Origin of the sequence: Enterobacter sp. J49 (assembly GCF_002148625.1) — a bacterium.
Lineage (GTDB): Bacteria > Pseudomonadota > Gammaproteobacteria > Enterobacterales > Enterobacteriaceae > Enterobacter > Enterobacter ludwigii.
Window position 1 is genome coordinate 33,229 of sequence record NZ_MWPY01000024.1, and the last position, 25,112, is coordinate 58,340.

Consider the following 25,112-nt stretch of genomic DNA (forward strand, 5'->3'; position numbering starts at 1 on the left):
TTTTATAAACTCCATCAGAGAGAGAGGTTCTGTTCAGTTTTTGCGTCAAAAATATGACATTTATTCATATCAAATTTGAAATACACCTTGCGATGAAGGCCTTTATCAATCATGGGCTTAGCTTCATCGGATGGAATTCTGGCGGTCAGTTCGTAGTCCGCAACCTTCAGATAGACGAAGAATTCGTGGCCCATGTTTTCCACGCGAACCATTTCGCCACTGCAGCCCCCGTCAACGAATGGTGCGTCGGAGAGGGAAACGAATTCCGGACGTACGCCGTAGTAAATGGCCTGCCCGGCATAAGCGGAGACTTTCTCCTGCATCCCGGCGTTCAGCGGCATGGTTTCATTGCCGATGGCGATGTGCAGTTTCCCGGCGTTTTCCACCAGCTGGCTTTGACGAATGTTCATCTCCGGCGCGCCGATAAAGCCTGCCACGAACATGTTTTTCGGCTTGTGGTAGAGGTTGTCAGGGGTATCAACCTGCATGATGTGGCCGAGCTTCATCACGCAGATGCGGTCGCCCATGGTCATCGCTTCGGTCTGGTCGTGGGTGACGTAGACGGTGGTCGCCGGTTTACCGGATTTCTTCAACTGCTTGTGCAGGTCGGAAATACGAATGCGCATTGAGGCGCGTAGTTTGGCGTCGAGGTTTGACAGCGGTTCGTCGAACAGGAATACATCCGGCTTTTTCACAATCGCACGGCCTACCGCCACGCGCTGTGCCTGGCCGCCGGAAAGCTGGCGTGGCAGGCGGTCGAGTAACTCTTCCAGCTCAAGGATTTTGGCCGCTTCGTTGACCTGAGATTCAATCTGATCTTTTGGCAGTTTGCTCAGCTTCAGACCAAAGGCCAGGTTTTCGCGCACCGTCATGTGGGGATAGAGCGCGTAGTTCTGGAACACCATCGCAATCCCGCGCTCTTTCGGCGCGAGGTTGTTCACAATCTTATCGCCGATGCGGACTTCACCCCCGCTGATGGTTTCCAGGCCGGCCAGCATGCGCAGGGTGGTGGATTTGGCGCAGCCGGAGGGGCCGACGATCACCATGAACTCTCCTTCAGCGATTTTCAGGTCAATGGCATGTACCGCTTTAAAGCCGTTGGAGTAGACCTTTTCCAGTTTGTTGAAGATAACTTCAGCCATAATATTTCCCTCTTAACCTTTAATTCCGCTGCTGGTGACGCCCTGGACGAAGTAGCGCTGTGCCAGGAAGAAGACAATGATGGATGGCAGAATGGAGATGCTCGCCATTGCCAGAATTTCGTTCCACGGCGCCCCTTCGGTGACGTCGATGGACATTTTCAGAGCCAGTGCAATCGGGTATTTATCCACGCTGTAGACATAAATCAGCGGCCCGATAAAGTCGTTCATTGACCACATGAACTGGAACAGGGCGACGGAGATAATGGCCGGTTTCAGGATCGGCACCACCACGTACCACAGCACCTGAAGCGAGTTACAGCCGTCAATTTGCGCCGCCTCCTCCATGTCACGCGGCACGCCGCGTAGGAACTGGATAAGCATGAAGACGAAGAACCCCTGGGTAGCGAAGGCCAGCGGCAGGTACAGCGGCATATAGCTGTTGAGCATGCTCATTTCACGGAACATCAGGTACTGCGGGATCAGCAGCACGGTGCTGGGGAGCAGCATGGTGGTGATGAGGGTAGCGAACCAGAATTTCTTCCACGGGATTTCAAAGCGCGCAAAGCCGTACGCCACGATGGTAGAGGAGATAATGGTCAGGATCACTTTCGGGATCACATACTTAAAGGTGTTCAGCATGTAATGGCCGAAGTTGTATTCGGTACCGGTTTTCCAGCCATTCACAAAACCGTCCCAGGTCGCATGGGCAGGCCACAGGCTGAGAGTGGTGAAAATCTCGTGGTTCGGTTTGAACGACGCCGAGAACATCCACACCAGCGGATAAAGCATCAGCAGGCCGACAAACAGCAGGATCACGTAGCGCACAGCGGCGTTAATTTTCTCTCTGCGCAGCGTGCGGGCGACTTCACGCTCGGCAATCGTCCTCGCCGTGGAAAGTTGTTGGATATCAGCCATTTTTGCCTCCTTTATCGGCGGAGTAGAACACCCAATATTTCGATGACTTAAAGGCGATACCGGCAAAAATGGCCACCACCAGGAACAGGATCCACGCCAGTGCTGCGCCGTAACCCATGTCAAAGTATTTGAACGCGGTGTCGTAGATGTAGAGTGAGAACAGGTAAGTGGAATACGTTGGCCCGCCGCCGGTAATGACATACGGTCCAGTAAATTCCTGGAACGCCTGGGTGGTCTGCATAATGAAGTTGAAGAAAATCACCGGCGTGATCAGCGGCACGGTCACTTTCGTGAACATCTGCCATTTGGATGCCCCATCGATCATCGCCGCTTCATACTGCGACTGCGGTACGTTTTGCAGCGCGGCCAGGAAGATGACCATCGCGGAACCGAACTGCCAGACGCGCAGCAGGGTGACCGACATCAGGGCCAGCGAGGGCTCACCCAGCCAGTTCACCGGGTCAAAACCAAATACGCCAATAAAGCTGTTCAGCAGACCATCAATGGCAAAGAGCGCGCGCCACAAAACAGCAATGGCCACGGAGCTGCCGAGGATCGACGGAATATAGTAGGCGGTACGGAAGAATCCAATACCGCGTAATTTAAAGTTCAGAACAAACGCAATCCCTAATGCAAAGGCGAGCTTCAGGGGGATGGTCAGAAATACATACGCAAACGTCACTCCCATTGATGTCCAGAAGAGCGTGTCTTCCGTAAACATGTAGCGGTAATTTTCAATGCCGTTAAATACCGGCGGGCTCATCAGGTCGTAATCCGTAAAACTCAGGAAAAACGATGAGACGAAGGGGAAAGCCGTAAAGAGTATCAACCCAATGATGTAGGGTGATATCCACGCGAGCCCCAGCAGCTTGTTTTCATTCATACTTACCTACCTGGTAATCAATGGTTTAAAACGGAATCTGCATCTGTAACAACCTTTCAGGCTGTCGAAACCGAGCCTGAACGGCGATGTTCTGGGTAATACGTGTCACGGTTACTTCATTTAACTTTGTTTTATAAGACTTTTTTCGATTTCATCGTTGAGCCAAACGCCTGGGTTTCAATACGGTAGAACTCGTGTTCCTGGATAATAAAACGCCGTTTTATTTTATATTATTGCTATTTGTTTCTGCGTCATTCGCTTAATAGCGGAAATGTGATCAAAGTCGAAACGGTGTTTCAATAAGGTGATGAGGATGGCATTTTTGCGCTATTTCAGGCGTTCAAAGAAGAGAGAGGAGGGCGGGCGGAAAGAACCGGATGATTAATAAAGACAATACCGTGGAGAAACTAACTACTAATTCTGATAGCAGGTCTACAGCTGGATCATTCTTTCGTTCAGATAATTCTTACTTTCTTGTATCATCGGACCACTGTAACCAATCAGGCAGAAATGGTCTGCACCCTCAAAAGAAGAATGGCTATGTCAGCAATGGATTTCAAAAAAAATACGGATCTCGACTTCCCCCATTACGCGGCCCCGGCAGTCAGTTCCAAAGAAATTGACCTTCTGGGACTGTTAGAAGTTCTTCTGGCGGCAAAAAAACGTATCGTCGTGATTGCCTTCGCATTCGCACTGGTTGGACTGGCCATCGCGTTCTTACTGCCACAAAAATGGACCAGTAAAGCGGTGATCACACCGGCGGAACAGACGCAGTGGAACCCGCTGCGCCAGATGATGGTCGCCCTGCAGGTGCTCGACGTGGACGTGAAAATTACCCGTCCGGACGTGTTTAACCAGTTTATTAAAAAGTTCCAGTCGCAGTCGTTGCTTGAGGAGTACATGAAATCCTCACCTTACGTGATGGCACAGCTGGAAGGCACTGATGTGGATCCGCTTGAGCTGCATCGTGCGGTGGTCAATATCTCCGAAAAGATGAAAGCGGTAGATAACACCCTGGCAAAAGACGCGGATAAAGCGCCGTACGTCTCGTGGACATTGAGCTTCACCGCGCCGACGGCGGGGGATGCGCAAACGGTTCTTAAAGGTTACGTGGATTACATCTCGCAGATTGTTGAGCAGGAAACCATGGAGAATATCCGTAACCAGATAACCCTGAAAACCAAAGTGGTGGAGCAACAGCTGGAGCTGGATCGGGTACGTCTGACGAATGTTCACAACACCAATCTGCAGCGTCTTAACTATTCTCTGGAAGTGGCCAACGCGGCGGGCATCAAAAAGCCGGTCTACAGCAACGGTCAGGCGGTTAAAGACGATCCGGATTACTCCGTCGCGCTCGGTGCCGACGGTATCGCGCAAAAACTGCAGATTGAAAAAAATCTCAAGGACATCGCTGAGCTGAACGCGGACTTCCAGAACCGGGAATACTACCTGGCGCAGCTGAAAAAGCTGTCTGTCGAAGACGTCAAACTTGAACCGTTCAAGTATCAGCTCTCTCCATCCATGCCGGTGAAAAAAGACGGTCCGGGCAAAGCCCTGATTGTGATCCTGGCGGGACTGCTGGGCGGGCTGTTTGCCTGTGGCAGCGTATTACTGCGTGAGGCCATGCTCAGCCGCAATCCTCTGGTCGAGCCTGTAACGGAATAAAAAACGCAGACGAGAAGGGCGCTGTCATCAGCGCCCTTTTTTATTTCAAAAAATCCTCACGTACCGGCGTGAAGGTATCCAGCAGCGTGCCGGGTTTAAGACACACGCAGCCGTGCATCACATGTGGCTTTTTGTAGAGGGTATCCCCGGCCGTCACCACATGTTTTTCATCTCCAATCGTGAACTCAAACTCGCCGGACAGCACATAGGTTAACTGTTCATGAGGATGGTTATGCAGTGGGCCTGTCGCGCCCTGTTCAAAATTCACCTCCACCGCCATCATTTTACCGCCATGGGCAAGAATACGGCGCGTCACGCCGTTCCCCAGATCGTCAAGCGTGGTTTCGTTGTGGAAAATAAACATATCGTTACCCCCGAATGTATTAAAACAATGTTTCATTTAATTTATATCACCAGGGGTTAAAAAGAAACGACGTGACAAAGAACTGGAAACACGATCACAAGTTTGCTTCACTGGGATAAACACATAAGGAGGGATGATGAAAACGATCGGCCTGTTAGGGGGGATGAGCTGGGAATCGACAATCCCCTATTACCGCCTGATTAATGAAGGGGTGAAGCAACGTCTGGGGGGCCTGCATTCTGCCAGCCTGCTGCTGCACAGCGTAGATTTCCATGAAATCGAAGCCTGCCAGTCGAGCGGTGAATGGGATAAAGCCGGGGAAATACTGGCCGAGGCCGCGCTGGGGCTGGAGCGTGCGGGAGCAGAGGGGATTTTGCTCTGTACCAACACTATGCATAAAGTCGCGTCCCATATCGAAGCGCGCTGTTCGCTGCCCTTCCTGCACATTGCCGATGCAACCGGGCGGGCCATCACCGCATCCGGGTTACGTCGTGTGGCGCTGCTGGGAACGCGCTACACCATGGAGCAGGATTTTTACCGCGGTCGGTTGAGCAGCCAGTTTGGCATTGAAAGCCTGATCCCGGATGAGGCAGACCGGGCCCGCATCAACCAGATTATCTTTGATGAACTCTGCCTCGGCACCTTTAGCGAATCATCCCGGGCATATTACGTCAGCGTGATTGAAAAACTCGCGCAGCAGGGGGCGGAAGGGGTGATCTTCGGCTGTACGGAAATCGGTTTACTGGTGCCGGTTGAGCAAAGCCCGATTCCGGTCTTCGATACCGCCGCGATTCATGCCGCCGATGCCGTGGAGTTTATGCTGTCATAAACTTTGCCGATCGGATAAACGAAGCGCCACCTGACGGGCATGGGCTATCAGGTGCTCCGTAAACGCCTCCACCAGCGCTGAGACCGGGCGATGGAGGGGGCGGATCAGGCTCACGGTGAACGGGACTGACAGGCTAAACGGGCGGATGACAATATCGCGCCCGGCGTAATCCAGCGCCGTCAGTGGATTCACCACCGAAACGCCCACCCCGGCGCGCACCATGGCGCAAATGGAGGCCGCACTGTGGGTCTCGACCACCATCCTGCGCTTCACCTGATGCTCAGCAAACAGTGAATCCAGCAGCTGCCGGTAGCTGTCGGTTTGTGACAGGCTAATGTAGTTCTCACCGTGAAAATCCGCTGGCGTCAGAATCTGCTTGCGGGCAAGCGGGTGCCCGGCTGGCAGCACGCACACCTCATCTAAAGAGAGCAGTTCCGTGCGTTCCGTTCCAGCGGGCGTAGAGAGGGTTTCGGTCAGGCCTAAATCATGGCGCTGTGCGGAGAGCCACTCCTCAAGCAGCGGTGACTCCTGCGGGACAATCGTGAGATTCACCTCCGGATATCGGGCCAGAAAAGGCTGGAGCAGCGTCGGCAAAAAAGACTGTGAAAAGACGGGCAGGCAGACAATCGATAGCTCGCCCTGCCGAAACTCGCGCAGGCTTTCCGCCGCACTGACAATGCGATCCAGGCCGTACCATGAGCGCTGCACTTCCTCGAACAGGCGCAGCCCCTGTACCGTCGGGTGAAGCCTGCCCCGGGTGCGTTCGAACAGCTTCAGTCCCAGCACTTTCTCGAATCGCGCCAGCTCGCGGCTGACCGTTGGCTGCGAGGTATGGAGCATCTGCGCAGCCTCGGTGAGGTTGCCCGTGGTCATCACGGCGTGAAAAATCTCGATATGGCGTAAATTGACGGCGGGCATAGTTCACCTGAATACAAAGAACTGTCCATATCATTTTTGCATAGACTCGCGATAAAACGATATTTTTTATTCTCTTCCTGCTGTGGCGTAATCATAAAAAAATGTCACCCCGGAGAAAGACCATGCCACGCCCGCTTAACCAGACTGATACCGATTTGAATGCCGAAAACCTGCTACGCCTGCCTGCCGAGTTTGGCTGTCCGGTGTGGGTCTACGACGCGCAGATTGTTCGCGAGAAGATTGCTGCCCTGCATCAGTTTGACGTGGTGCGTTTTGCCCAGAAGGCGTGCTCCAATATCCACATTCTGCGTCTGATGCGTGAGCAGGGTGTGAAGGTCGACTCCGTCTCCCTGGGGGAGATTGAGCGCGCGCTGGCGGCCGGGTTTGATCCGAAAACCGATCCTGACGCGATTGTGTTTACCGCCGATGTGGTCGACGACGCCACGCTTGCTCGCGTCCATGAGCTACAGGTGCCGGTAAACGCCGGGTCCGTGGATATGCTGGAACAGCTTGGGCAAGTTTCTCCGGGCCACCGCGTCTGGCTGCGCGTGAACCCGGGCTTTGGTCACGGTCATAGCCAAAAAACCAATACCGGCGGCGAAAACAGCAAGCACGGTATCTGGTATGCCGATATGCCCGCTGCCCTGGACGTACTGCAGCGTTACAATCTGAAGCTGGTGGGCATTCATATGCACATCGGCTCCGGCGTGGATTACGCGCACCTTGAGCAGGTTTGTGGCGCAATGGTGCGCCAGGTGATCGAGTTTGGTCAGGATCTGGAGGCGATCTCTGCCGGGGGCGGTCTTTCCATTCCCTACCGTGAAGGGGAAGAGGCGATCGACACCGATCACTATTACGGCCTGTGGAGCGCCGCGCGTGACCAGGTCGCCGCACATCTTGGTCATGCCGTGAAGCTGGAAATTGAGCCGGGTCGTTTCCTGGTGGCTGAATCCGGGGTGCTGGTGGCGCAGGTTCGCAGCGTGAAAGAGATGGGCTCGCGGCACTTTGTGCTGATTGACGCCGGCTTTAACGATCTGATGCGCCCGTCAATGTACGGCAGCTATCACCACATTTCGGCTCTGGCTGCCGATGGCCGCGATTTAACTCACGCGCCGCGTATCGAGACGGTTGTTGCGGGCCCGCTGTGTGAGTCTGGTGATGTCTTTACCCAGCAGGAAGGGGGGAAAGTGGAAACCCGCGCGCTGCCGGAAGTTAAACCAGGCGACTATCTGGTGCTGCACGATACCGGTGCCTACGGGGCGTCAATGTCCTCAAACTACAACAGCCGCCCGCTGCTGCCAGAAGTGTTGTTTGATAACGGCAAGGCGCGGCTGATCCGCCGCCGCCAGACCATTCAGGAGCTGCTGGCGCTGGAACTCGTCTGAGTGAAGTACGGCCCCGTCGTGACCGAGTCGCGTAATACCAGCGTACCGGTGAACGGCGGGATCGCGTCGACCGGTTGGTTTTTTGCCAGCCGGATCGCCTGATCGATAGCCGTAACGATCATATTGTCGATAGGCAGGTAAACCGACGAGAGCGCTGGCTCCAGCCATTTCGCGCATGGGGCATCGTCAAAGCCAAACAGGGAAATATCCTGTGGGATCCGCAGCCCCGCCTGGTGTAGCGCCTTGGACGCACCCAGCGCCATATCATCGTTACAGGCAAACAGAGCGCTAAACGCTATACCGTCGGCAATCAGCTCTTTGCAGAGCTCATATCCTCGCGTCATTCCCGCATCGCCATACTTTATCCGCCGCTCGTCCAGACGAATGCCGTGCTTTTCCAGCGCCTTACGGTAGCCCATCAGCCTCGCTTTCCCGGTTGGCGTGTGGATCGGGACGGTGATACAGGCGATCTCCCGGTGGCCCTGGTTGATCAGGTAATCCACGGCCTTAAAGGCGGCATCCTGCTGTTCGAAGAACACGCAGCGATCGGGCGCCTGGCTGACTTCACGGTTGATGACCACCAGCGGAGTTTGCACCGAATGGATCAGCTTCATGATCGCTTTTTCGCTCATGTAGCGGGTGTAAAGCACGATGGCATCGCATTTGCGATCGGCCAGCATTTGTACCGCCTGCTCTTCCTGCTCCGGGGCGTCGTGACCATCCGTGACGATCAGCTGCTTGCCGTGGGTTTCCGTCTGCCGGGAGGCCTGCTGAAGAAGACGACCAAAGTAAAAACCATCAAAGGTAGAGACCACCAGACCAATGCTGTTGCTGGTCTGGTTTGCCAGCGAACGCGCAAGAAAATTCGGGCGGTAACCCAGCTCTTCCATCGCATTAAACACCTGCTGACGCGTACTCTCTTTAACCTGACCTGTGCCGTTCAGCACGCGCGATACCGTGGCTTTCGACACGCCCGCGCGCAATGAGACATCCAGCATTGTTGCCATTAGACATTCCTGATTCCACGTAACGATCTGCAGTTTAACACAGACCATCCGGTGCATAAGCGATGCGGGAAGGGCAAAACTTCCAGCACGATCACGCTTTTAGGTAACGATCGGTCAGTTCGAAATACCGGGTTTTAAGTGGTATGCCAAAATCGATATAAACCGCATTTTGGAATACCTGTTACGTCGTTGAGAGCTTAATCACAGAACAAAACCCGACATGAAGCTATTTTTGGTATGCCAATAGTATCCGGCTGTACACCTTATCCAATAAAAGCCCTTTTACTGAGGTATTACCCTATGGCATTACAGGAAAAACTGATCGACGCTCTGGGCAGTTTTGCCACAAAATTCAACAGTTATCGCTATATCATGGCGATCAAGTCTGCCTTTATTACCTTAATGCCGGTCATCATCGTTGGGGCATTCTCTGTCTTGATCTCCAATATGGTACTGGATCCGAAAAATGGCCTGGCGAGCTTCCAGTCCCTCTCTTTTCTCGCCACGCTAAAACCCATCACCAGCGCGCTCAATTACGCCACCCTGAATTTCCTTAACATTGGCGCGGTGTTCTTAATCGGTATCGAACTGGGCCGCATCAACGGGATCAAATCCTTATTCCCTGGCCTGCTGGCGGTGATCTGCTTTATCTGCGTGACGCCGACAACCGTCGAGATGCTGGTGGATGGTGAAATGCACGTGGTGAAAGACGTGCTGCTGCGTCAGTTCTCTGATACCCGCAGCCTGTTCCTCGGCATGTTTATCGCGATTCTGTCGGTAGAAATTTACTGCTGGCTGGAAAACCGCAAGGGGCTGAAGATCAGGATGCCGGACACCGTACCGCCAAACGTGGCGGCATCGTTCTCCGCGCTGATCCCGGCGATCATCACCACTACCGCGATTGCCACATTGGGTTTCGTCTTCCATCAACTCACCGGCATGTATCTCTATGACGCGGTCTATCAGGTGGTGCAACAGCCGCTGGAGCGCGTGGTGCAAAGCCTGCCGGGCATTCTGCTGCTGATGTTTGTCGCACAGCTTTTCTGGGTGATTGGTATTCACGGCAACCAGATGATCAAGCCGATCCGCGAGCCGCTGCTGTTAGGCGCCATCACCGTTAATATGAGCGCCTTTGAGCAGGGCAAAGAGGTGCCGAATATCATCACCATGCCGTTCTGGGATGTGTACATGAGCATCGGCGGGTCGGGGCTGACCATCGGCCTGCTGATCGCGGTCATGATTGCCACCAAACGCAAAGAGATGAAAGAGATCGCCAAGCTTTCCATGGGTCCGGGGCTCTTTAACATCAACGAGCCGGTGATCTTCGGCATGCCAATCATGCTTAACCCGATCCTCGCCATTCCTTTCATTATCACGCCGCTGGTGACCGGCTCTATCGGTTACTTTGCCACCGTAACCGGCTTTGCCGGTAAAGCCGTGGTGATGGTGCCGTGGACCACGCCGCCGCTGATCAACGCCTGGCTCTCCACCGCCGGATCGATGGGGGCGGTCATCACTCAGCTTATCTGCATTGTGACTGCCGTCATTATCTACCTGCCGTTTGTGAAGATTGCTTCACGACGTGCCGAACAGGCCGCGCTGCAACAGGCGACCGACAATGCATGAGGATGTGATGACGACAAAACAGATAACCATTCCGCAGGATTTCATTCTGGGCGCGGCCGCGTCAGCCTGGCAAACCGAAGGCTGGAGCGGCAAAAAGGCGGGGCAGGATTCGTGGATCGATCTCTGGTACAAAAACGATCGCCACGTCTGGCACAACGGCTATGGCCCGGCGGTGGCGACCGACTTTATCAACCGCTTTCGCGAGGATGTGGCGCTGATGAAGCAGGCGGGGCTGACGCACTACCGAACCTCGATTAACTGGTCACGTTTTTTAACCGACTATGAAAAAGTGACGGTGGACGAGGAGTACGCCGCCTATTACGACGCGTTGTTCGATGAGATGCACCGTCAGGGTATTGAGCCGATGATCTGCCTTGAGCATTACGAGCTGCCGGGCGTGCTGCTTGACACTTACGGCGGCTGGGCTTCCAAGCAGGTTGTTGAACTGTTTGTCCGCTATGCGGAAAAAGTCTTTGAACGCTACCACGGTAAAGTCACCCGCTGGTTTACCTTCAATGAACCGATCGTGGTACAGACCCGCGTTTATCTCGATGCGCTGCGCTGGCCCTACGAGCAGAATACCGGTAAATGGATGCAGTGGAACCACAATAAGGTTCTGGCGACGGCAAAGGTTGTACAGCTGTTTCGTGCCAAAGGCTACCCTGGCTCGGTTGGCTGTATTCTCAACCCCGAAGTCACCTATCCTCGATCGTGCGCACCGCACGATGTTAACGCCGCAGAGAAGTACGATCTGTTCTATAACCGCGTATTTCTCGATCCGCTGGTGCACGGGCGCTACCCGCCAGAACTCTTTACGCTGCTGGAACAGCATCAGGTGGCGTGGGACTACACCGCAGAAGAGCTGGAACTGATTGCGCAGAACACCGTCGATGAGCTGGGGATAAACCTCTATTACCCGCATCGGGTGAAAGCGCCGTCTCGTGCCTGGCACCCGGAGACACCGTTCCACCCGGCGTACTACTACGAACCGTTCGAACTGCCAGGACGGCGAATGAATAAATCCCGCGGCTGGGAAATCTACCCCCGCATTATCTACGATATGGCGATGCGAATAAAAAATGACTACCGCAATATCGACTGGTTCGTGGCGGAGAGCGGGATGGGCGTGGAGAACGAAGCGCAGTTTCGCAACAGTGACGGGGTCATTGACGACGAGTACCGCATTGCGTTCATTCGCGAGCACCTCTATTACACGCTGCTGGCGCGGGAGGAGGGGGCAAACTGTCATGGCTATATGCTGTGGGCCTTCACGGACAACGTATCGCCGATGAACGCCTTCAAAAACCGTTACGGGCTGATTGAGATCGATCTCGATAACAATCGCGCCAGGCGGGCGAAAAGGTCGGCGAGCTGGTTCCGGCAGCTGCGCGATGCGCGCGTGCTCACGCTCCCGGTCGATGATGAATGGAAGTAAGCGAAAACCATGCTGGTTCTGGTAAAATAGCGCACAAACTGGCCGGGAGGACGCCCGGCCTGCGCATTAACTGAAAAAACAGGTGAAAACGTGGATAAGGCTGTCATCCTGCCGGAAAAAAAACAGTACCAGGAAATTGGCGAGGATTTACGGGCGCAAATTATCCAGGGGCGCTATCCCGTAGGTTCCCGTCTGCCGCCAGAGCGAAATATTGCTGAGAAGTACGGCGTAAGTCGTACCATCGTGCGTGAGGCATTGCTGATGCTGGAGCTGCAGGGCACGGTGGATATCCGCCAGGGGTCTGGCGTTTATGTGATGCGCATTCCTGAAGAACACGAAAACGAAGAAGAGCGTTTTCTGAACAGCGACGTCGGCCCCTTTGAGATCCTGCAGGCGCGCCAGCTCCTCGAAAGCAACATCGCCGCGTTTGCTGCCAAAATGGCGACACGCGCAGACATCGACAATCTGCGCCGTATTATTGAGCAGGAGCAGCGCGCCATTGCCGCCAACGATAACAGCCAGGACAACAATAAAATGTTTCACCTGGTGCTGGCGGGGGCAACGCAAAACCAGATGCTGCTGGCAACGGTAGAGAGTATCTGGCACCACATGGACAGCAGCCCGCTGTGGCAGCAATTCAATGGGCATATCGCCAGCCGTGCATACCGCCTGAAATGGCTGGGCGACAGGCAAACTATCCTCGCGGCGCTTCGTCGTCGTGACGTGATGGGCGCCTGGCAGGCGATGTTCCAGCATCTGGAAAATGTGAAAAAGAGTTTACTTGAACTCTCCGATGAAGATGCGCCGGATTTTGACGGTTATCTTTTTGAATCTGTGCCCGTGTTTCAGGGGAAGCTGGTGTGACTATTCTGCCTCTCTATGCCGCGCCTCAGTATGCGGAACAGGTAACTGACTGGATCTGGCAGGCGTTCGGTGACGGGCTTACGCGGGCGTTTTTCCAGAGCATCGTTGAACATAGCCAGACGCCGGGCGCGTTACCGTTGACCTTTATTGCTCTGGAGGGCGAACAGCTTCTGGGTACGGTCGGGATCTGGCGCTGCGATTTAATCACCCGACAGGATCTTTGTCCGTGGCTGGCTGCGCTGTACGTTGATGAAGCGGCGCGTGGTAACGGACTGGCGGGAAAACTGCAGCAGCATGTTATCGCCTATGCCGCACAGGCCGGGTATCACGAACTGCATCTGTGGTCTGCCTGCCGCGACTTCTACGAACGTTACGGCTGGCAGTACATTGGCGATGCGCTCGAATACCCGAACAAAACGGTACATCTGTATCGCTATTCCTCTCCCGCTTCTGCTGGCGAACCTACAGAGTGACGGCGGACTAAGGTGGGGCTGAACAGGTGGGTGATATCCGGTGGCTGGCGTTGTTCGGCCAGCGCCAGTGCCAGCTCCGCAGCCTGCGTTGCCATTGTGATAATCGGGTAACGTACGGTGGTCAGGCGCGGACGCACGTAGCGGGACACCAGCACATCATCAAAGCCAATGAGTGAAATTTCTCCCGGCACCTCGATTCCGTTGTCATTTAACACCCCCATTGCCCCGGCGGCCATCGAGTCGTTATAGCTGGCAACCGCCGTGAAATTCCGTCCACGCCCCAGCAGCTCTGTCATTGCCTGTTCGCCGCCACTCTCATCCGGCTCGCCGTAGGCCACCAGCCGATCATTACACGGCAAACCGTTTTCGCGCAGGGCATCGTAGTAGCCCTGCAGGCGATCTTCGGCATCGGAAATCGGGTGATTGGAGCAGAGATAACCAATGCGGGTATGGCCCTGCTGAATCAAATGGCGGGTAGCAAGCCAGGCGCCGTAGCGGTCGTCGAGTGCCACACAGCGTTTCTCAAAACCGGGAATAATTCGGTTGATGATCACCATGCCGGGGATCTGCTTCATCAGATGAATGAGTTCAGCATCGGGGATCATTTTGGCGTGAACAACCAGCGCAGCGCAGCGGTGGCGCATCAGCTGTTCGATAGCCTGGCGTTCTTTTTGTTCGTTGTGATAGCCATTGCCAATCAGCAGAAAATTGCCGGTCTGATAAGAAACCTGTTCAACCGCTTTTACCATGGCGCCGAAAAACGGGTCAGACACATCGCCCACCACCAGTCCGATGGTTTCAGTGGACTGTTGGGCAAGGGCGCGGGCGTTGGCATTCGGATGATAATTCAATGATTCCATGGCGTTTTGCACCGCCTGGCGTGATGCGTCACTGGCTTTAGGGGAGTCGTTAATCACGCGCGAGACGGTCGCCACGGAAACACCAGCCAGACGGGCCACATCCTTTATTGTCGCCATTACATACCTTCTTAGTGGGGGTAAGCGTTTACACACGAAATAGTGTTGCGGAAAAGCGCCGTGCATTCAAGGGGCGCGGGGGTTCGCCCTCCACAAACGTGACGCAGCACAACCCTGGCCGTGTAATCGTTACACGGCCAGTCATGTCTGAATAATGTCAATCTGAACCTTTAGTTACACTTTGCCTCAGGCTGTTGCGATTGTCCGATGGCGAGGATGAGGGGGAGATTGATAGAGTCGAGATCCCAGAGGTATTGATTGGTGAGAATTCTTAGTACGGTTTCGTACTCTTCTCTTGCACCAACCTGCGCGGATGCGCAGGTTTTTTTTCGCCTCAACTTTGCAGTCGCTCCCGTATCACTTCTCGTGTAATCTGCCACCATTTACTATCAACCCTTCACACTGGCTGGCAAAGGGAGTTGAGATGCTTTTTGGGTTCTTCCGTACACTCTTCCGTATTCTCTTTCGCATTCGCGTCACTGGCGATGCTCAGGCGCTTCGCGGCGAACGCGTTCTTATCACACCAAACCATGTTTCCTTTATCGACGGCATTCTGCTGGCACTATTTCTGCCCGTGCGTCCGGTGTTTGCGGTTTATACCTCCATCAGCCAGCAGTGGTACATGCGCTGGCTCACGCCGCTGATTGATTTTGTGCCGCTCGACCCGACCAAACCGATGATGATTAAACATCTGGTGCGTCTGGTGGAGCAGGGGCGTCCGGTGGTTATTTTCCCGGAAGGGCGCATCTCGGTGACCGGTTCACTGATGAAAATCTACGACGGCGCCGGGTTTGTCGCGGCGAAGTCAAAAGCAACCGTGGTGCCACTGCGTATTGAAGGGGCGGAGCGCTCCTATTTCAGCCGTCTGAAAGGGCTGGTAAAGCAGCGCGTGTTCCCAAAAATTACGTTGCATATCCTGCCGCCAACGTCGTTACCGATGCCTGACGCGCCCCGTGCACGCGATCGCCGTAAAATTGCCGGAGAGATGCTGCACCAGATTATGATGGAAGCGCGTATGGCGGTCCGCCCGCGCGAGACGCTGTATGAATCCCTGCTGTCGGCACAGCACCGCTACGGCGCGAAGAAAAACTGCATCGAAGACATCAACTTTACCCCGGATACCTATCGCAAGCTGCTGACCAAAACATTGTTCGTGGGCCGTATTCTTGAGAAGTACAGTCAGCAGGGCGAAAAGATTGGCCTGATGCTGCCCAACGCAGGCATCAGTGCGGCGGTGATTTTTGGAGCCGTTTCCCGTGGCCGTATTCCGGCGATGATGAACTACACGGCGGGCGTGAAAGGGCTGACCAGCGCCATCACGGCAGCGCAAATCAAAACCGTCTTTACCTCCCGCCAGTTCCTCGACAAAGGCAAACTGTGGCATCTTCCTGAACAGCTTACCCAGGTACGCTGGGTCTTCCTGGAAGATCTTAAAGCGGACGTGACGACAGGCGACAAACTGTGGATTTTTGCTCATCTGCTGATGCCGCGTCTGGCCCAGGTGAAACAGCAGCCGGAAGACGACGCGATTATCCTCTTCACCTCTGGCTCTGAAGGCAACCCGAAAGGTGTCGTCCACAGTCACAAGAGTATTCTGGCGAACGTTGAGCAGATCAAAAGCATTGCCGACTTTACCGCGAAAGACCGGTTTATGTCAGCGCTGCCGCTGTTCCACTCTTTTGGTCTGACGGTGGGGCTTTTCACGCCGCTGCTGACCGGTGCCGAAGTCTTCCTTTATCCAAGCCCGTTGCATTACCGCATTGTGCCTGAGCTGGTGTATGACCGTAACTGTACCGTGTTGTTTGGAACCTCAACCTTCCTCGGGAACTACGCGCGTTTCGCCAATCCGTATGACTTCTTCCGCGTGCGCTACGTGGTTGCGGGTGCGGAAAAACTGCAGGAGAGCACGCGACAGATCTGGCAGGACAAATTTGGTCTGCGTATCCTCGAGGGGTATGGCGTGACAGAGTGTGCGCCGGTGGTCTCTATCAACGTGCCAATGGCGGCGAAACCGGGGACAGTAGGCCGAATTCTGCCTGGGCTGGATGCTCGTCTGCTGGCGGTGCCTGGTATTGAAGACGGCGGCCGTCTGCAGCTGAAAGGGCCAAACGTGATGAACGGCTATCTGCGCGTGGAAAACCCCGGCGTGCTGGAAGCACCGACCGCAGAAAACGTTAATGGCGAGATTGAAACGGGCTGGTACGACACCGGCGATATTGTACGTTTCGATGAGCAAGGCTTTGTGCAGATCCAGGGGCGTGCAAAACGCTTTGCCAAGATTGCGGGTGAAATGGTCTCGCTTGAGATGGTTGAACAGCTGGCATCGGGCGTCTCCGCCGACAAGATGCATGCCACGGTTGTGAAGAGTGATGCAAGTAAAGGCGAGGCGCTGGTGCTGTTCACCACCGACAGCGAGCTTAAGCGCGACCAGTTACTGAGCTATGCCCGCGAGCACGGCATTCCGGAGCTGGCGGTACCTCGTGATATTCGCTACCTGAAACAGCTTCCGGTGCTCGGCAGCGGTAAGCCCGACTTCGTGACCCTCAAGGGCATGGTTGAACAGGCGGAACAACATAATGCGTGAGTCAGTACACACTAACACCTCTCTGCGCTCAAAAGGCATGATGGCGGTGATTGCCGCCCAGTTCCTTTCCGCCTTTGGCGATAACGCGCTGCTTTTTGCCACGCTGGCACTGCTCAAGGCTGAGTTTTACCCCGACTGGAGTCAGCCGGTTCTGCAGATGGTGTTTGTGGGCGCTTACATTATCTTTGCACCGTTTGTTGGACAGGTTGCGGACAGCTTCCCGAAAGGCCGGGTAATGATGTTTGCCAACGGTCTGAAACTGCTGGGAGCCGCCAGCATTTGTTTTGGTTTCAATCCGTTTATTGGCTATACGCTGGTCGGCATTGGCGCCGCAGCCTACTCCCCGGCGAAGTATGGCATCCTCGGGGAGCTGACCACCGGTGATAAGCTGGTGAAAGCCAATGGGCTGATGGAGTCCTCCACCATTGCGGCAATCCTGCTTGGCTCCGTCGCAGGTGGTGTCCTCGCTGACTGGCACGTGCTGGCGGCCCTCGGCGTGTGTGCCGTGGTGTACGGTGGCGCGGTAGTCGCTAATCTGTTTATTCCGAAACTGCCGGTGGCGCGTCCGGGGCAATCCTGGCGCTTTAAGCCGATGACCGGCAGCTTCTTCAATGCCTGCCGCGTACTGTGGCGTAACGGTGAAACACGATTCTCTTTGATGGGCACCAGTATGTTCTGGGGCGCTGGCGTTACGCTGCGCTTCCTGCTGGTGCTGTGGGTGCCGGTGGCGCTGGGGATCACGGACAACGCGACGCCAACCTACCTTAATGCGATGGTGGCGATCGGGATTGTGGTGGGCGCGGGGGCAGCGGCAAAACTGGTGACGCTCGACACCGTTGCTCGCTGCATGCCGGCAGGGATACTGATTGGCGTTGCGGTGCTTTTTTTCGCGCTGCAACACGCGTTATTGCCAGCCTACGTACTGCTGATCCTGATTGGTATTCTGGGAGGCTTCTTCGTGGTGCCACTGAATGCGCTATTACAGGAGCGTGGCAAGCAGACGGTCGGGGCGGGCAATGCTATTGCGGTGCAAAACCTCGGTGAAAACCTGGCGATGCTGCTGATGCTGGGCCTGTATTCGCTGGCGGTTAAAGCCGGTGCGCCTGTGGTAGGGATTGGCGTCGGGTTCGGTGGATTGTTCGCGCTGGCGATTGCCGGCTTGTGGGTTTGGCAGCGCCGCCGCTGATTCGGGTCGTCTTCAGCGCCTTTTCACAAGCGGGTGCAAACATTAAAAACGGCAACAGAGGTTGCCGTTTTGCTTTTTTTACGGTGCCGGATAGGTATAAACCTGATGCACCGCGTCAATCTCCGCCAGCACGTCCTCGCTCAGGTCCAGATGGAAACTCTCAATGTTGGTTTTCAACTGTTCCATCGTCGTTGCGCCCAGCAGGGTGCTGGCCACAAACGGCTGACGGCGTACGAAGGCCAGTGCCATCTGGGCAGGATCGAGCCCGTGGCGCTTCGCAATATCAACGTAGGCCGCGACGGCTTTCTGCGTCTGCTCGCCGCTATAGCGGGTAAAGCGGCTGAAGAGCGTATTACGCGCGCCGGCTGGCTTCGCACCGTTCAGGTATTTACCCGTCAGCGTACCAAAGCCCAGGCAGGAATAGGCGAGCAGCTCAACCTCTTCATATTGCGTCACTTCGGCCAGACCCACTTCGTAACTGCGGTTGAGCAGGCTGTAGGGGTTCTGGATGGTGACAATGCGCGGCAGATCGTGTTTATCAGCCAGGTGCAGGTAGCGCATAACGCCAAAAGCCGTTTCGTTAGACACGCCGATGTAGCGGATTTTGCCCGCTCGCTGGCATTCGGTCAGCGCTTCCAGCGTTTCAAGCAGCGTAACGGCGGGAGCACTTTCGTTCCAGCTGTAGCCGAGCTTACCAAAGCAGTTGGTTGGACGCTGCGGCCAGTGTACCTGGTAGAGATCAAGATAATCGGTTTGCAGGCGCTTCAGGCTGGCATCCAGCGCGGCACGGATATTCTTGCGATCGAGGATCTGGTTTGGGCGGATCCCGGCATCGCTGTTACGCGCAGGGCCGCTGACTTTCGAGGCGATAACCAGTTTCTCGCGGTTGCCGCGTTTTGCCAGCCAGTTGCCGACGTAGGTTTCGGTAAGCCCCTGCGTTTCCGGGCGTGGAGGAACAGGGTACATCTCTGCGACATCAATCAGGTTAATGCCCTGGCTGACGGCATAATCGAGTTGTGCATGGGCATCGGCTTCGCTGTTTTGTTCACCAAATGTCATCGTGCCCAACCCCAGTTGGCTTATCTCCAGAGAGCTGTGGGGGATACGGTGATAATGCATAGCCGGCTTCCTTCAATAGACATGTAGACCGCGTCAGGAACCTCCCGACAAAGGAATATAAACATGGCAGAGGGGAAGCAAAAGGGGAAGAAAAAAATCAAAAAGGCCAGCAAGGTACTGACCTCTCTCTGTTTATCGCTCGATAATTTGCGAGACTTCGTCGCGATTGATCTGCATTTTATTCCCGGACTGATCGCGGTAGCTGACCAGACCGGTGTCATCATCGACTTCCGGCTTGCCGTCTGTCAGGATCATCCGGCCATCTTTTGTCGCCATCACGTAATCGCTGCTACAGCCCGATACTGCAAACGCTAATCCGACTGCTGAAATTAACACTGCCCATTTTTTCATCGTTATCGTCCTCACCTGGCTCGTATCAAATCATAGTGTAGTAATAACCCGATATTTCGACAGGAGGAAGCGGTAAAATCTTAAAAACCAGGTGATTATGTTTGAGAGCTCTCAAAATAAGTAAAAAACTACGTTTTGAGTAAGAAATGGCGAGCAAGGAGCGCTCCGGTAAAGTTCTTTTTGAGATAAAAACCGCGTGGCAATGTCAGTATCGGCTCGCCCCGGGCACCGATTGCTTCCGTGAGCGCTTTACTGTTCGCCGCCTTTGGCCGCAGCTGTAACACCTCTCCGTGTCGGGCGGTGATGCGCTCAACCTGACCGAGGACAATCATATCCATCAGCTCTTCCCAGTCCAGACGCAGCTGATGCTCTTCATCTTCATCCGGACTCCACAACAGCGGTGCGCCAACGCGGCGTTCAGCCAGCGGGATCTGACGTTCTCCTTCTACGGGGACCCAAAGCACGCGCTTCAGTTTATGGCGAACGTGACTGGTTTCCCACGTCACACCGGTATTCCCGGTTAACGGTGCAACGCAGACAAATGTCGTTTCCAGGGGCTTCCCAAGGCTATCGATGGGAATGGTTTTTAACTCTACGCCCAGGGCGGCGAAATCCTGCTCCGGTTTACTCCCTGCGCTTGCACCCAGCCACAGCTCCAGCAGCATGCCGATCCAGCCTTTATCCCGCTTCAGATCCTGAGGGATCGGCAGGCCAGCCATTGCCGCCAGCTCGCCAAGCGAAAAGCCAGCCAGACGCTGCGCCTGCTGTAGCAACTGGGTTTCGCTGGACGGCGGTGAAAGCAAGGGTAAAAGCGAATGCATGAAGGTAACCTTTTGATTAAAAAATACACTAAGAAATTGTCCCCTGTGGATAGAGTTTAACTTTTTCTGTACGAATATGCCATGTGCATGATTTATAGGTTTTTTTAGCACACTAAAAATGGATGGCGAGGGACAAAAATTCGGTTGTTCAATTCTGGTCACTGACAATGAACAGGATCTTACACCATGTTATCCACAGAAAAGTGGGATAACTGGGCATAACCCTGACTACTGTTTCAATTTACAGCCTTGACGTGCGACGAAAATCCAATTTTCAAACAAATTGTGCCTAACTTATTGGCACAATCTGTGGATAAAACCGACGCTGTTCGATCTTTCATCAGCACAACGATCCCTGATGTGACGATCGTCACGATTAAGCGGTGTGGGTTGGTTTTATGGTGATTAACTTTATGAAAATAATGATTTTATTTTCTTTCGGTAATGGAGAGGGATTGACGGCGGCTGAGGTTGTTCATCGGTAATCAGACACTTCTTCACAACTATATCCACAGAAAAGGTGAATAAAATTCCCCTCTGAGCCGCTCATCTGTTTATAACTCTGCCTGTATTTGTGAGTTATTCAAATGTTATTAGGTTGCAGCCCTGTAAGAGAGTGGTTTACCGCCTCCCTGTTGTGTGAAACAATCATTCATATATAAGGTTTAGTTTGGGGTAGTCCGGTGATTGATGACGATGGCTACCGCCCGAACGTAGGAATAGTAATTTGTAATCGTCAGGGCCAGGTGATGTGGGCCCGTCGATATGGTCAGCACTCCTGGCAGTTCCCGCAAGGCGGGATCAACCCGGGAGAGTCCCCAGAACAAGCGATGTACCGGGAGCTGTTTGAAGAGGTTGGTTTAAGCCGAAAAGATGTTCGCATCCTGGCTTCGACCCGCAACTGGTTGCGTTACAAGTTACCGAAACGTTTGGTGCGTTGGGACACAAAGCCGGTTTGTATCGGCCAGAAACAAAAATGGTTTCTACTGCAGTTGGTGGGCAACGATTCAGATATCAATATGCAAACCAGCAGTACGCCGGAGTTTGATGGCTGGCGTTGGGTGAGCTATTGGTATCCTGTTCGTCAGGTCGTGTCATTTAAACGCGATGTTTACCGTAGGGTGATGAAAGAGTTCGCAAGTGTTGTCATGCAGCTTCAGGAGATCCCGCCTAAGCCGCAGAGCGCACCTGCCTGGCGACGTAAAAGAGGTTAAGCTACGCAAATCATGCTCACCCGCTTGCGAGAAATAGTCGAGAAGGTGGCCAGTGCGCCGCGTCTGAATGAGGCGCTGAACATTCTGGTTACCGACATCTGTCTTGCGATGGAGACCGAAGTCTGTTCGGTGTATCTGGCCGACCACGATCGGCGTTGCTATTACCTGATGGCGACCCGTGGTTTGAAAAAGCCACGTGGACGCACCGTAACGCTCGCGTTTGATGAAGGTATCGTTGGTCTGGTTGGGCGACTCGCCGAACCTATCAACCTTGCCGACGCGCAAAAACACCCCAGCTTTAAATATATCCCCTCCGTAAAAGAAGATCGTTTCCGCGCCTTCCTGGGCGTGCCGATTATTCAGCGCCGTCAGCTGCTTGGTGTGCTGGTGGTACAGCAGCGTGAGTTGCGTCAGTACGATGAAAGCGAAGAGTCTTTCCTCGTCACGCTGGCCACGCAGATGGCCGCGATCCTCTCCCAGTCCCAGTTGACGGCACTGTTTGGTCAGTACCGCCATACGCGTATTCGCGCGCTTCCGGCGTCGCCGGGCGTCGCTATCGCCGAAGGCTGGATGGATGCCACTCTGCCGTTGATGGAGCAAGTGTACGAAGCCTCAACGCTTGATGAAGCGCTTGAGCGCGAGCGTCTCACCGCCGCGCTGGAAGAGGCGTCGAATGAGTTTCGTCGCTACAGCAAGCGCTTTGCCGCTGGTGCGCAAAAAGAGACGGCGGCCATTTTTGACCTCTACTCGCACCTTCTCTCCGATGCACGTCTGCGCCGCGAGCTTTTTGACGAAGTCGACAAAGGTGCGGTTGCGGAGTGGGCGGTTAAAAAGGTCATCGAAAAATTTGCCGAGCAGTTTGCGGCACTGACCGACGGTTACCTGAAAGAGCGGGCCGGTGATTTACGCGCCCTGGGGCAGCGTTTACTGTTCCATCTTGATGACACTATTCAGGGCGCGAATGCCTGGCCAAAACGTTTTGTGCTCGTTGCCGATGAACTCTCCGCGACAACGCTGGCTGAACTGCCTCATGACCGCCTGGCGGGCGTGGTGGTACGCGATGGCGCGGCGAACTCGCACGCGGCCATTATGGTGCGCGCGCTGGGAATTCCCACCGTTATGGGGGCGGATATCCAGCCATCGGTGCTGCACCGACGCACCCTGGTGGTCGACGGTTATCGCGGTGAGCTGTTGGTTGATCCTGAGCCGGTTCTGCTTCAGGAATACCAGCGCCTTATCAGCGAAGAGAATGAATTAAGCAAGCTGGCAGAGGATGACGTTAATCTGCCCGCGCAGCTCAAAAGCGGCGAGCGAATCAAAGTCATGCTCAACGCAGGTTTAAGCCCCGAGCATGAAGAGAAGCTCGGCAGCCGCATCGACGGTATCGGCTTATACCGCACCGAAATCCCGTTCATGCTGCAAAGTGGCTTTCCCTCTGAAGAGGAGCAGGTCGCGCAGTATCAGGGCATGCTGCAGATGTTTAACGACAAACCGGTCACCCTGCGCACCCTTGATGTCGGGGCAGATAAACAGCTGCCGTACATGCCGATCAGTGAAGAAAACCCGTGCCTGGGCTGGCGTGGGATACGCATTACGCTCGATCAGCCTGAGATCTTCCTGATCCAGGTGCGTGCCATGCTGCGCGCGAATGCGGCGACGGGTAACCTCAGCATTTTACTGCCGATGGTCACCAGCATTGATGAGATTGACGAGGCGCGGCGGCTGATTGAGCGTGCCGGTCGTGAAGTCGAAGAGATGATTGGCTATGCGATCCCTAAACCACGAATTGGGGTGATGCTTGAAGTGCCGTCAATGGTCTTTATGCTGCCGCAGCTGGCTAACCGTGTCGACTTTATCTCGGTCGGTACCAATGACCTGACGCAGTATATTCTGGCCGTCGACCGTAACAACACGCGTGTTGCCAGCATTTATGACAGCCTGCACCCTGCGATGATCCGGGCGTTAGCGATGATCGCGCGAGAAGCCGAACAGCACGATATTGATTTGCGCCTGTGTGGTGAAATGGCCGGAGATTCGATGTGCGTTGCAATCCTGATTGGACTGGGGTACCGCCACCTCTCCATGAACGGCCGTGCGGTTGCCCGCGTGAAGTACCTGCTGCGGCATATCGATATTGAGGATGCCCGCGAGCTGGCTGAACGCAGTCTTGAAGCGCAGCTGGCCGCCGAAGTGCGTCATCAGGTGGCTGCCTTCATGGAACGACGCGGTATGGGCGGCCTGATTCGCGGCGGTCGCTAATACGTACTTTTCCCCTCACTCCGTCCTCGTCCTTTGTGACAGGGCGGAGGTGAGGATATAACACACTCCTCTATACACATCTTTTACATCTCTGGCGCATCCTCCGCGTCCGCCTTATGCTATGATTCGCAACTTTGGAGCCTCTGCTAACAGCAGAATCGCATTTCTACCGCTGTCCACTTTCAGCGGAATAACAACATCTTGTGGTGACAGATGAACAGTGGTTATCTGCATTTTCCGGAATTTGATCCGGTCATTTTCTCAATAGGACCTGTTTCGCTTCACTGGTACGGTCTGATGTACCTGGTCGGCTTCATTTTTGCCATGTGGCTTGCTGGCCGTCGCGCCAGTCGTCCCGGCAGTGGCTGGACCAAAAACGAAGTCGAGAACCTGCTGTATGCAGGCTTCCTTGGCGTGTTCCTGGGCGGCCGTATTGGGTATGTTCTGTTCTATAACCTCCCGGTATTCCTGAACGATCCACTCTACCTGTTCCGCGTCTGGGATGGCGGCATGTCCTTCCACGGCGGGCTGATTGGTGTGATCCTGGTGATGGTGATTTTTGCCAAACGCACCAAGCGCAACTTCTTCCAGGTGTCAGATTTTATCGCGCCACTGATCCCGTTTGGTCTGGGAGCAGGACGTCTGGGCAACTTTATCAATGGTGAGCTCTGGGGACGTGTCGACCCGAGTGTCTCCTTTACCATGCTGTTCCCGGGTTCGCGTGCAGAGGACATGGCGCTGCTACCGTCTCATCCTGAGTGGCAATCCCTGTTCGATACTTACGGTGTTCTGCCGCGCCATATGTCTCAGCTTTACGAGCTGGCGCTGGAAGGCGTGGTGCTGTTTATCATCCTGAATCTCTTTATCCGTAAACCGCGTCCGATGGGGTCTGTCTCCGGTCTGTTCCTGATTGGCTACGGTGCATTCCGTATCATCGTCGAGTTCTTCCGCCAGCCGGATGCACAGTTCACCGGCGAATGGGTACAGTACATCAGCATGGGGCAGATCCTCTCCATTCCGATGATTGTCGCGGGTGTCATTATGATGATTTGGGCGTATCGTCGTCGTCCACAGCAACAACTTTCCTGAGGAACC

Annotated in this window: 22 protein-coding genes and 1 pseudogene; 12 read left to right on the forward strand and 11 right to left on the reverse strand. The window is 54.6% G+C overall.

Annotated features, from left to right (window positions below; all coding sequences use genetic code 11):
* Nucleotides 1-14: 14 nt before the first annotated feature.
* From BJP35_RS05560 to BJP35_RS05570, 3 genes are read right to left on the reverse strand one after another with little or no spacing between them, the layout of a single operon-like run.
* Nucleotides 15-1,142, reverse strand: a complete 1,128-nt coding sequence (locus BJP35_RS05560; RefSeq protein ID WP_020883763.1) for an ABC transporter ATP-binding protein — start codon at nucleotides 1,140-1,142, stop codon at nucleotides 15-17.
* Between the two features lie 12 nt (nucleotides 1,143-1,154).
* Complete coding sequence (locus BJP35_RS05565) at nucleotides 1,155-2,057, reverse strand: carbohydrate ABC transporter permease (protein WP_047743575.1); 903 nt, start codon at nucleotides 2,055-2,057, stop codon at nucleotides 1,155-1,157.
* The gene (locus tag BJP35_RS05570; protein ID WP_014171468.1) at nucleotides 2,050-2,940 is read right to left on the reverse strand and encodes a carbohydrate ABC transporter permease; all 891 of its coding nucleotides are present in this window, start codon (nucleotides 2,938-2,940) and stop codon (nucleotides 2,050-2,052) included. Before BJP35_RS05570 ends, BJP35_RS05565 begins: the two co-directional genes overlap by 8 nt.
* Before the next feature lie 540 nt (nucleotides 2,941-3,480).
* Here BJP35_RS05570 and wzz(fepE) point away from each other — a divergent pair.
* On the forward strand, nucleotides 3,481-4,605 hold the full coding sequence (wzz(fepE), locus tag BJP35_RS05575; RefSeq protein WP_032670189.1) for an LPS O-antigen length regulator Wzz(fepE): 1,125 nt from the start codon (nucleotides 3,481-3,483) through the stop codon (nucleotides 4,603-4,605).
* Nucleotides 4,606-4,645: 40 nt separating this feature from the next.
* Here wzz(fepE) and BJP35_RS05580 read toward each other — a convergent pair whose 3' ends face one another.
* On the reverse strand, nucleotides 4,646-4,969 hold the full coding sequence (locus BJP35_RS05580; RefSeq protein ID WP_020883766.1) for a cupin domain-containing protein: 324 nt from the start codon (nucleotides 4,967-4,969) through the stop codon (nucleotides 4,646-4,648).
* A 136-nt stretch (nucleotides 4,970-5,105) separates the two neighbouring features.
* Between BJP35_RS05580 and BJP35_RS05585 the strand changes: the two genes are divergently transcribed.
* Nucleotides 5,106-5,798, forward strand: a complete 693-nt coding sequence (locus BJP35_RS05585; protein WP_020883767.1) for an aspartate/glutamate racemase — start codon at nucleotides 5,106-5,108, stop codon at nucleotides 5,796-5,798.
* Here the strand turns inward: BJP35_RS05585 and BJP35_RS05590 are convergent.
* Nucleotides 5,793-6,716: a LysR family transcriptional regulator gene (locus BJP35_RS05590; protein ID WP_014171464.1), complete on the reverse strand. Its 924-nt coding sequence runs from the start codon at nucleotides 6,714-6,716 to the stop codon at nucleotides 5,793-5,795. The two genes, BJP35_RS05585 and BJP35_RS05590, sit on opposite strands and share 6 nt — an antisense overlap.
* A gap of 122 nt (nucleotides 6,717-6,838) precedes the next feature.
* Between BJP35_RS05590 and lysA the strand changes: the two genes are divergently transcribed.
* Nucleotides 6,839-8,101 carry a diaminopimelate decarboxylase gene (gene lysA, locus BJP35_RS05595; RefSeq protein WP_047743574.1) on the forward strand — a complete coding sequence of 421 codons (1,263 nt, stop codon included), beginning with the start codon at nucleotides 6,839-6,841 and terminating at the stop codon, nucleotides 8,099-8,101.
* Here lysA and BJP35_RS05600 read toward each other — a convergent pair.
* Nucleotides 8,071-9,108 carry a LacI family DNA-binding transcriptional regulator gene (locus tag BJP35_RS05600; RefSeq protein ID WP_032678896.1) on the reverse strand — a complete coding sequence of 346 codons (1,038 nt, stop codon included), beginning with the start codon at nucleotides 9,106-9,108 and terminating at the stop codon, nucleotides 8,071-8,073. The two genes, lysA and BJP35_RS05600, sit on opposite strands and share 31 nt — an antisense overlap.
* 300 nt (nucleotides 9,109-9,408) lie before the next feature.
* Between BJP35_RS05600 and BJP35_RS05605 the strand changes: the two genes are divergently transcribed.
* From BJP35_RS05605 to BJP35_RS05620, 4 genes are all read left to right on the forward strand, one after another.
* Nucleotides 9,409-10,734 carry a PTS sugar transporter subunit IIC gene (locus BJP35_RS05605; protein ID WP_047743573.1) on the forward strand — a complete coding sequence of 442 codons (1,326 nt, stop codon included), beginning with the start codon at nucleotides 9,409-9,411 and terminating at the stop codon, nucleotides 10,732-10,734.
* Between the two features lie 7 nt (nucleotides 10,735-10,741).
* A complete protein-coding gene (locus tag BJP35_RS05610) occupies nucleotides 10,742-12,169 on the forward strand; it encodes a glycoside hydrolase family 1 protein (protein WP_047743816.1) in 1,428 nt (475 codons plus the stop codon).
* Nucleotides 12,170-12,259: 90 nt separating this feature from the next.
* Entirely contained in the window at nucleotides 12,260-13,033 is a 774-nt protein-coding gene (locus BJP35_RS05615) for a GntR family transcriptional regulator (protein WP_047743571.1), read from the forward strand.
* Complete coding sequence (locus BJP35_RS05620) at nucleotides 13,030-13,506, forward strand: GNAT family N-acetyltransferase (RefSeq protein ID WP_014171458.1); 477 nt, start codon at nucleotides 13,030-13,032, stop codon at nucleotides 13,504-13,506. The genes BJP35_RS05615 and BJP35_RS05620 overlap by 4 nt, the downstream gene beginning before the upstream one ends.
* Here the strand turns inward: BJP35_RS05620 and galR are convergent.
* Nucleotides 13,467-14,483: an HTH-type transcriptional regulator GalR gene (gene galR, locus BJP35_RS05625; protein ID WP_020883772.1), complete on the reverse strand. Its 1,017-nt coding sequence runs from the start codon at nucleotides 14,481-14,483 to the stop codon at nucleotides 13,467-13,469. The two genes, BJP35_RS05620 and galR, sit on opposite strands and share 40 nt — an antisense overlap.
* A gap of 424 nt (nucleotides 14,484-14,907) precedes the next feature.
* Here galR and aas point away from each other — a divergent pair, with 424 nt between their 5' ends.
* Nucleotides 14,908-17,067 (forward strand): bifunctional acyl-ACP--phospholipid O-acyltransferase/long-chain-fatty-acid--ACP ligase, encoded by a 2,160-nt coding sequence (aas, locus tag BJP35_RS05635; protein ID WP_020883773.1) that lies wholly within the window; start codon nucleotides 14,908-14,910, stop codon nucleotides 17,065-17,067.
* On the forward strand, nucleotides 17,060-18,253 hold the full coding sequence (gene lplT / locus BJP35_RS05640) for a lysophospholipid transporter LplT (RefSeq protein WP_025203340.1): 1,194 nt from the start codon (nucleotides 17,060-17,062) through the stop codon (nucleotides 18,251-18,253). The genes aas and lplT overlap by 8 nt, the downstream gene beginning before the upstream one ends.
* A gap of 78 nt (nucleotides 18,254-18,331) precedes the next feature.
* Here the strand turns inward: lplT and BJP35_RS05645 are convergent, their stop codons facing one another.
* The 4 genes and pseudogenes from BJP35_RS05645 to BJP35_RS24560 all read right to left on the reverse strand — a co-directional run.
* Nucleotides 18,332-19,372, reverse strand: a complete 1,041-nt coding sequence (locus BJP35_RS05645; RefSeq protein ID WP_025203341.1) for an NADP(H)-dependent aldo-keto reductase — start codon at nucleotides 19,370-19,372, stop codon at nucleotides 18,332-18,334.
* A 132-nt stretch (nucleotides 19,373-19,504) separates the two neighbouring features.
* Nucleotides 19,505-19,723, reverse strand: a complete 219-nt coding sequence (locus tag BJP35_RS05650; RefSeq protein WP_020883776.1) for a YgdI/YgdR family lipoprotein — start codon at nucleotides 19,721-19,723, stop codon at nucleotides 19,505-19,507.
* Nucleotides 19,724-19,851: 128 nt separating this feature from the next.
* Entirely contained in the window at nucleotides 19,852-20,544 is a 693-nt protein-coding gene (mutH, locus tag BJP35_RS05655; protein ID WP_032678891.1) for a DNA mismatch repair endonuclease MutH, read from the reverse strand.
* Between the two features lie 154 nt (nucleotides 20,545-20,698).
* Nucleotides 20,699-20,764 (reverse strand): annotated as a pseudogene (locus BJP35_RS24560) (hypothetical protein); the annotation flags it as partial.
* A 463-nt stretch (nucleotides 20,765-21,227) separates the two neighbouring features.
* On the opposite strand from BJP35_RS24560, the gene rppH reads away from it, so the two are divergent.
* From rppH to lgt, 3 genes are all read left to right on the forward strand, one after another.
* Nucleotides 21,228-21,758 (forward strand): RNA pyrophosphohydrolase, encoded by a 531-nt coding sequence (rppH, locus tag BJP35_RS05660; protein ID WP_013098553.1) that lies wholly within the window; start codon nucleotides 21,228-21,230, stop codon nucleotides 21,756-21,758.
* Between the two features lie 12 nt (nucleotides 21,759-21,770).
* Entirely contained in the window at nucleotides 21,771-24,017 is a 2,247-nt protein-coding gene (gene ptsP / locus BJP35_RS05665) for a phosphoenolpyruvate--protein phosphotransferase (protein ID WP_014171450.1), read from the forward strand.
* 213 nt (nucleotides 24,018-24,230) lie between these two features.
* The gene (gene lgt, locus BJP35_RS05670) at nucleotides 24,231-25,106 is read left to right on the forward strand and encodes a prolipoprotein diacylglyceryl transferase (protein ID WP_014171449.1); all 876 of its coding nucleotides are present in this window, start codon (nucleotides 24,231-24,233) and stop codon (nucleotides 25,104-25,106) included.
* Nucleotides 25,107-25,112 lie beyond the last annotated feature (6 nt).

Coding starts and splice junctions, on each gene's coding strand:
- BJP35_RS05565 (WP_047743575.1), bottom strand. CDS start 2,057: ATGGCTGATATCCAACAACTTTCCACGGCGAGGACGATTGCCGAGCGT.
- BJP35_RS05650 (WP_020883776.1), bottom strand. CDS start 19,723: ATGAAAAAATGGGCAGTGTTAATTTCAGCAGTCGGATTAGCGTTTGCA.
- lplT (WP_025203340.1), top strand. CDS start 17,060: ATGCGTGAGTCAGTACACACTAACACCTCTCTGCGCTCAAAAGGCATG.
- BJP35_RS05610 (WP_047743816.1), top strand. CDS start 10,742: ATGACGACAAAACAGATAACCATTCCGCAGGATTTCATTCTGGGCGCG.
- mutH (WP_032678891.1), bottom strand. CDS start 20,544: ATGCATTCGCTTTTACCCTTGCTTTCACCGCCGTCCAGCGAAACCCAG.
- BJP35_RS05585 (WP_020883767.1), top strand. CDS start 5,106: ATGAAAACGATCGGCCTGTTAGGGGGGATGAGCTGGGAATCGACAATC.
- ptsP (WP_014171450.1), top strand. CDS start 21,771: ATGCTCACCCGCTTGCGAGAAATAGTCGAGAAGGTGGCCAGTGCGCCG.
- BJP35_RS05605 (WP_047743573.1), top strand. CDS start 9,409: ATGGCATTACAGGAAAAACTGATCGACGCTCTGGGCAGTTTTGCCACA.
- aas (WP_020883773.1), top strand. CDS start 14,908: ATGCTTTTTGGGTTCTTCCGTACACTCTTCCGTATTCTCTTTCGCATT.
- BJP35_RS05645 (WP_025203341.1), bottom strand. CDS start 19,372: ATGCATTATCACCGTATCCCCCACAGCTCTCTGGAGATAAGCCAACTG.
- lysA (WP_047743574.1), top strand. CDS start 6,839: ATGCCACGCCCGCTTAACCAGACTGATACCGATTTGAATGCCGAAAAC.
- BJP35_RS05570 (WP_014171468.1), bottom strand. CDS start 2,940: ATGAATGAAAACAAGCTGCTGGGGCTCGCGTGGATATCACCCTACATC.
- BJP35_RS05580 (WP_020883766.1), bottom strand. CDS start 4,969: ATGTTTATTTTCCACAACGAAACCACGCTTGACGATCTGGGGAACGGC.
- BJP35_RS05600 (WP_032678896.1), bottom strand. CDS start 9,108: ATGGCAACAATGCTGGATGTCTCATTGCGCGCGGGCGTGTCGAAAGCC.
- BJP35_RS05590 (WP_014171464.1), bottom strand. CDS start 6,716: ATGCCCGCCGTCAATTTACGCCATATCGAGATTTTTCACGCCGTGATG.
- lgt (WP_014171449.1), top strand. CDS start 24,231: ATGAACAGTGGTTATCTGCATTTTCCGGAATTTGATCCGGTCATTTTC.
- galR (WP_020883772.1), bottom strand. CDS start 14,483: ATGGCGACAATAAAGGATGTGGCCCGTCTGGCTGGTGTTTCCGTGGCG.
- BJP35_RS05560 (WP_020883763.1), bottom strand. CDS start 1,142: ATGGCTGAAGTTATCTTCAACAAACTGGAAAAGGTCTACTCCAACGGC.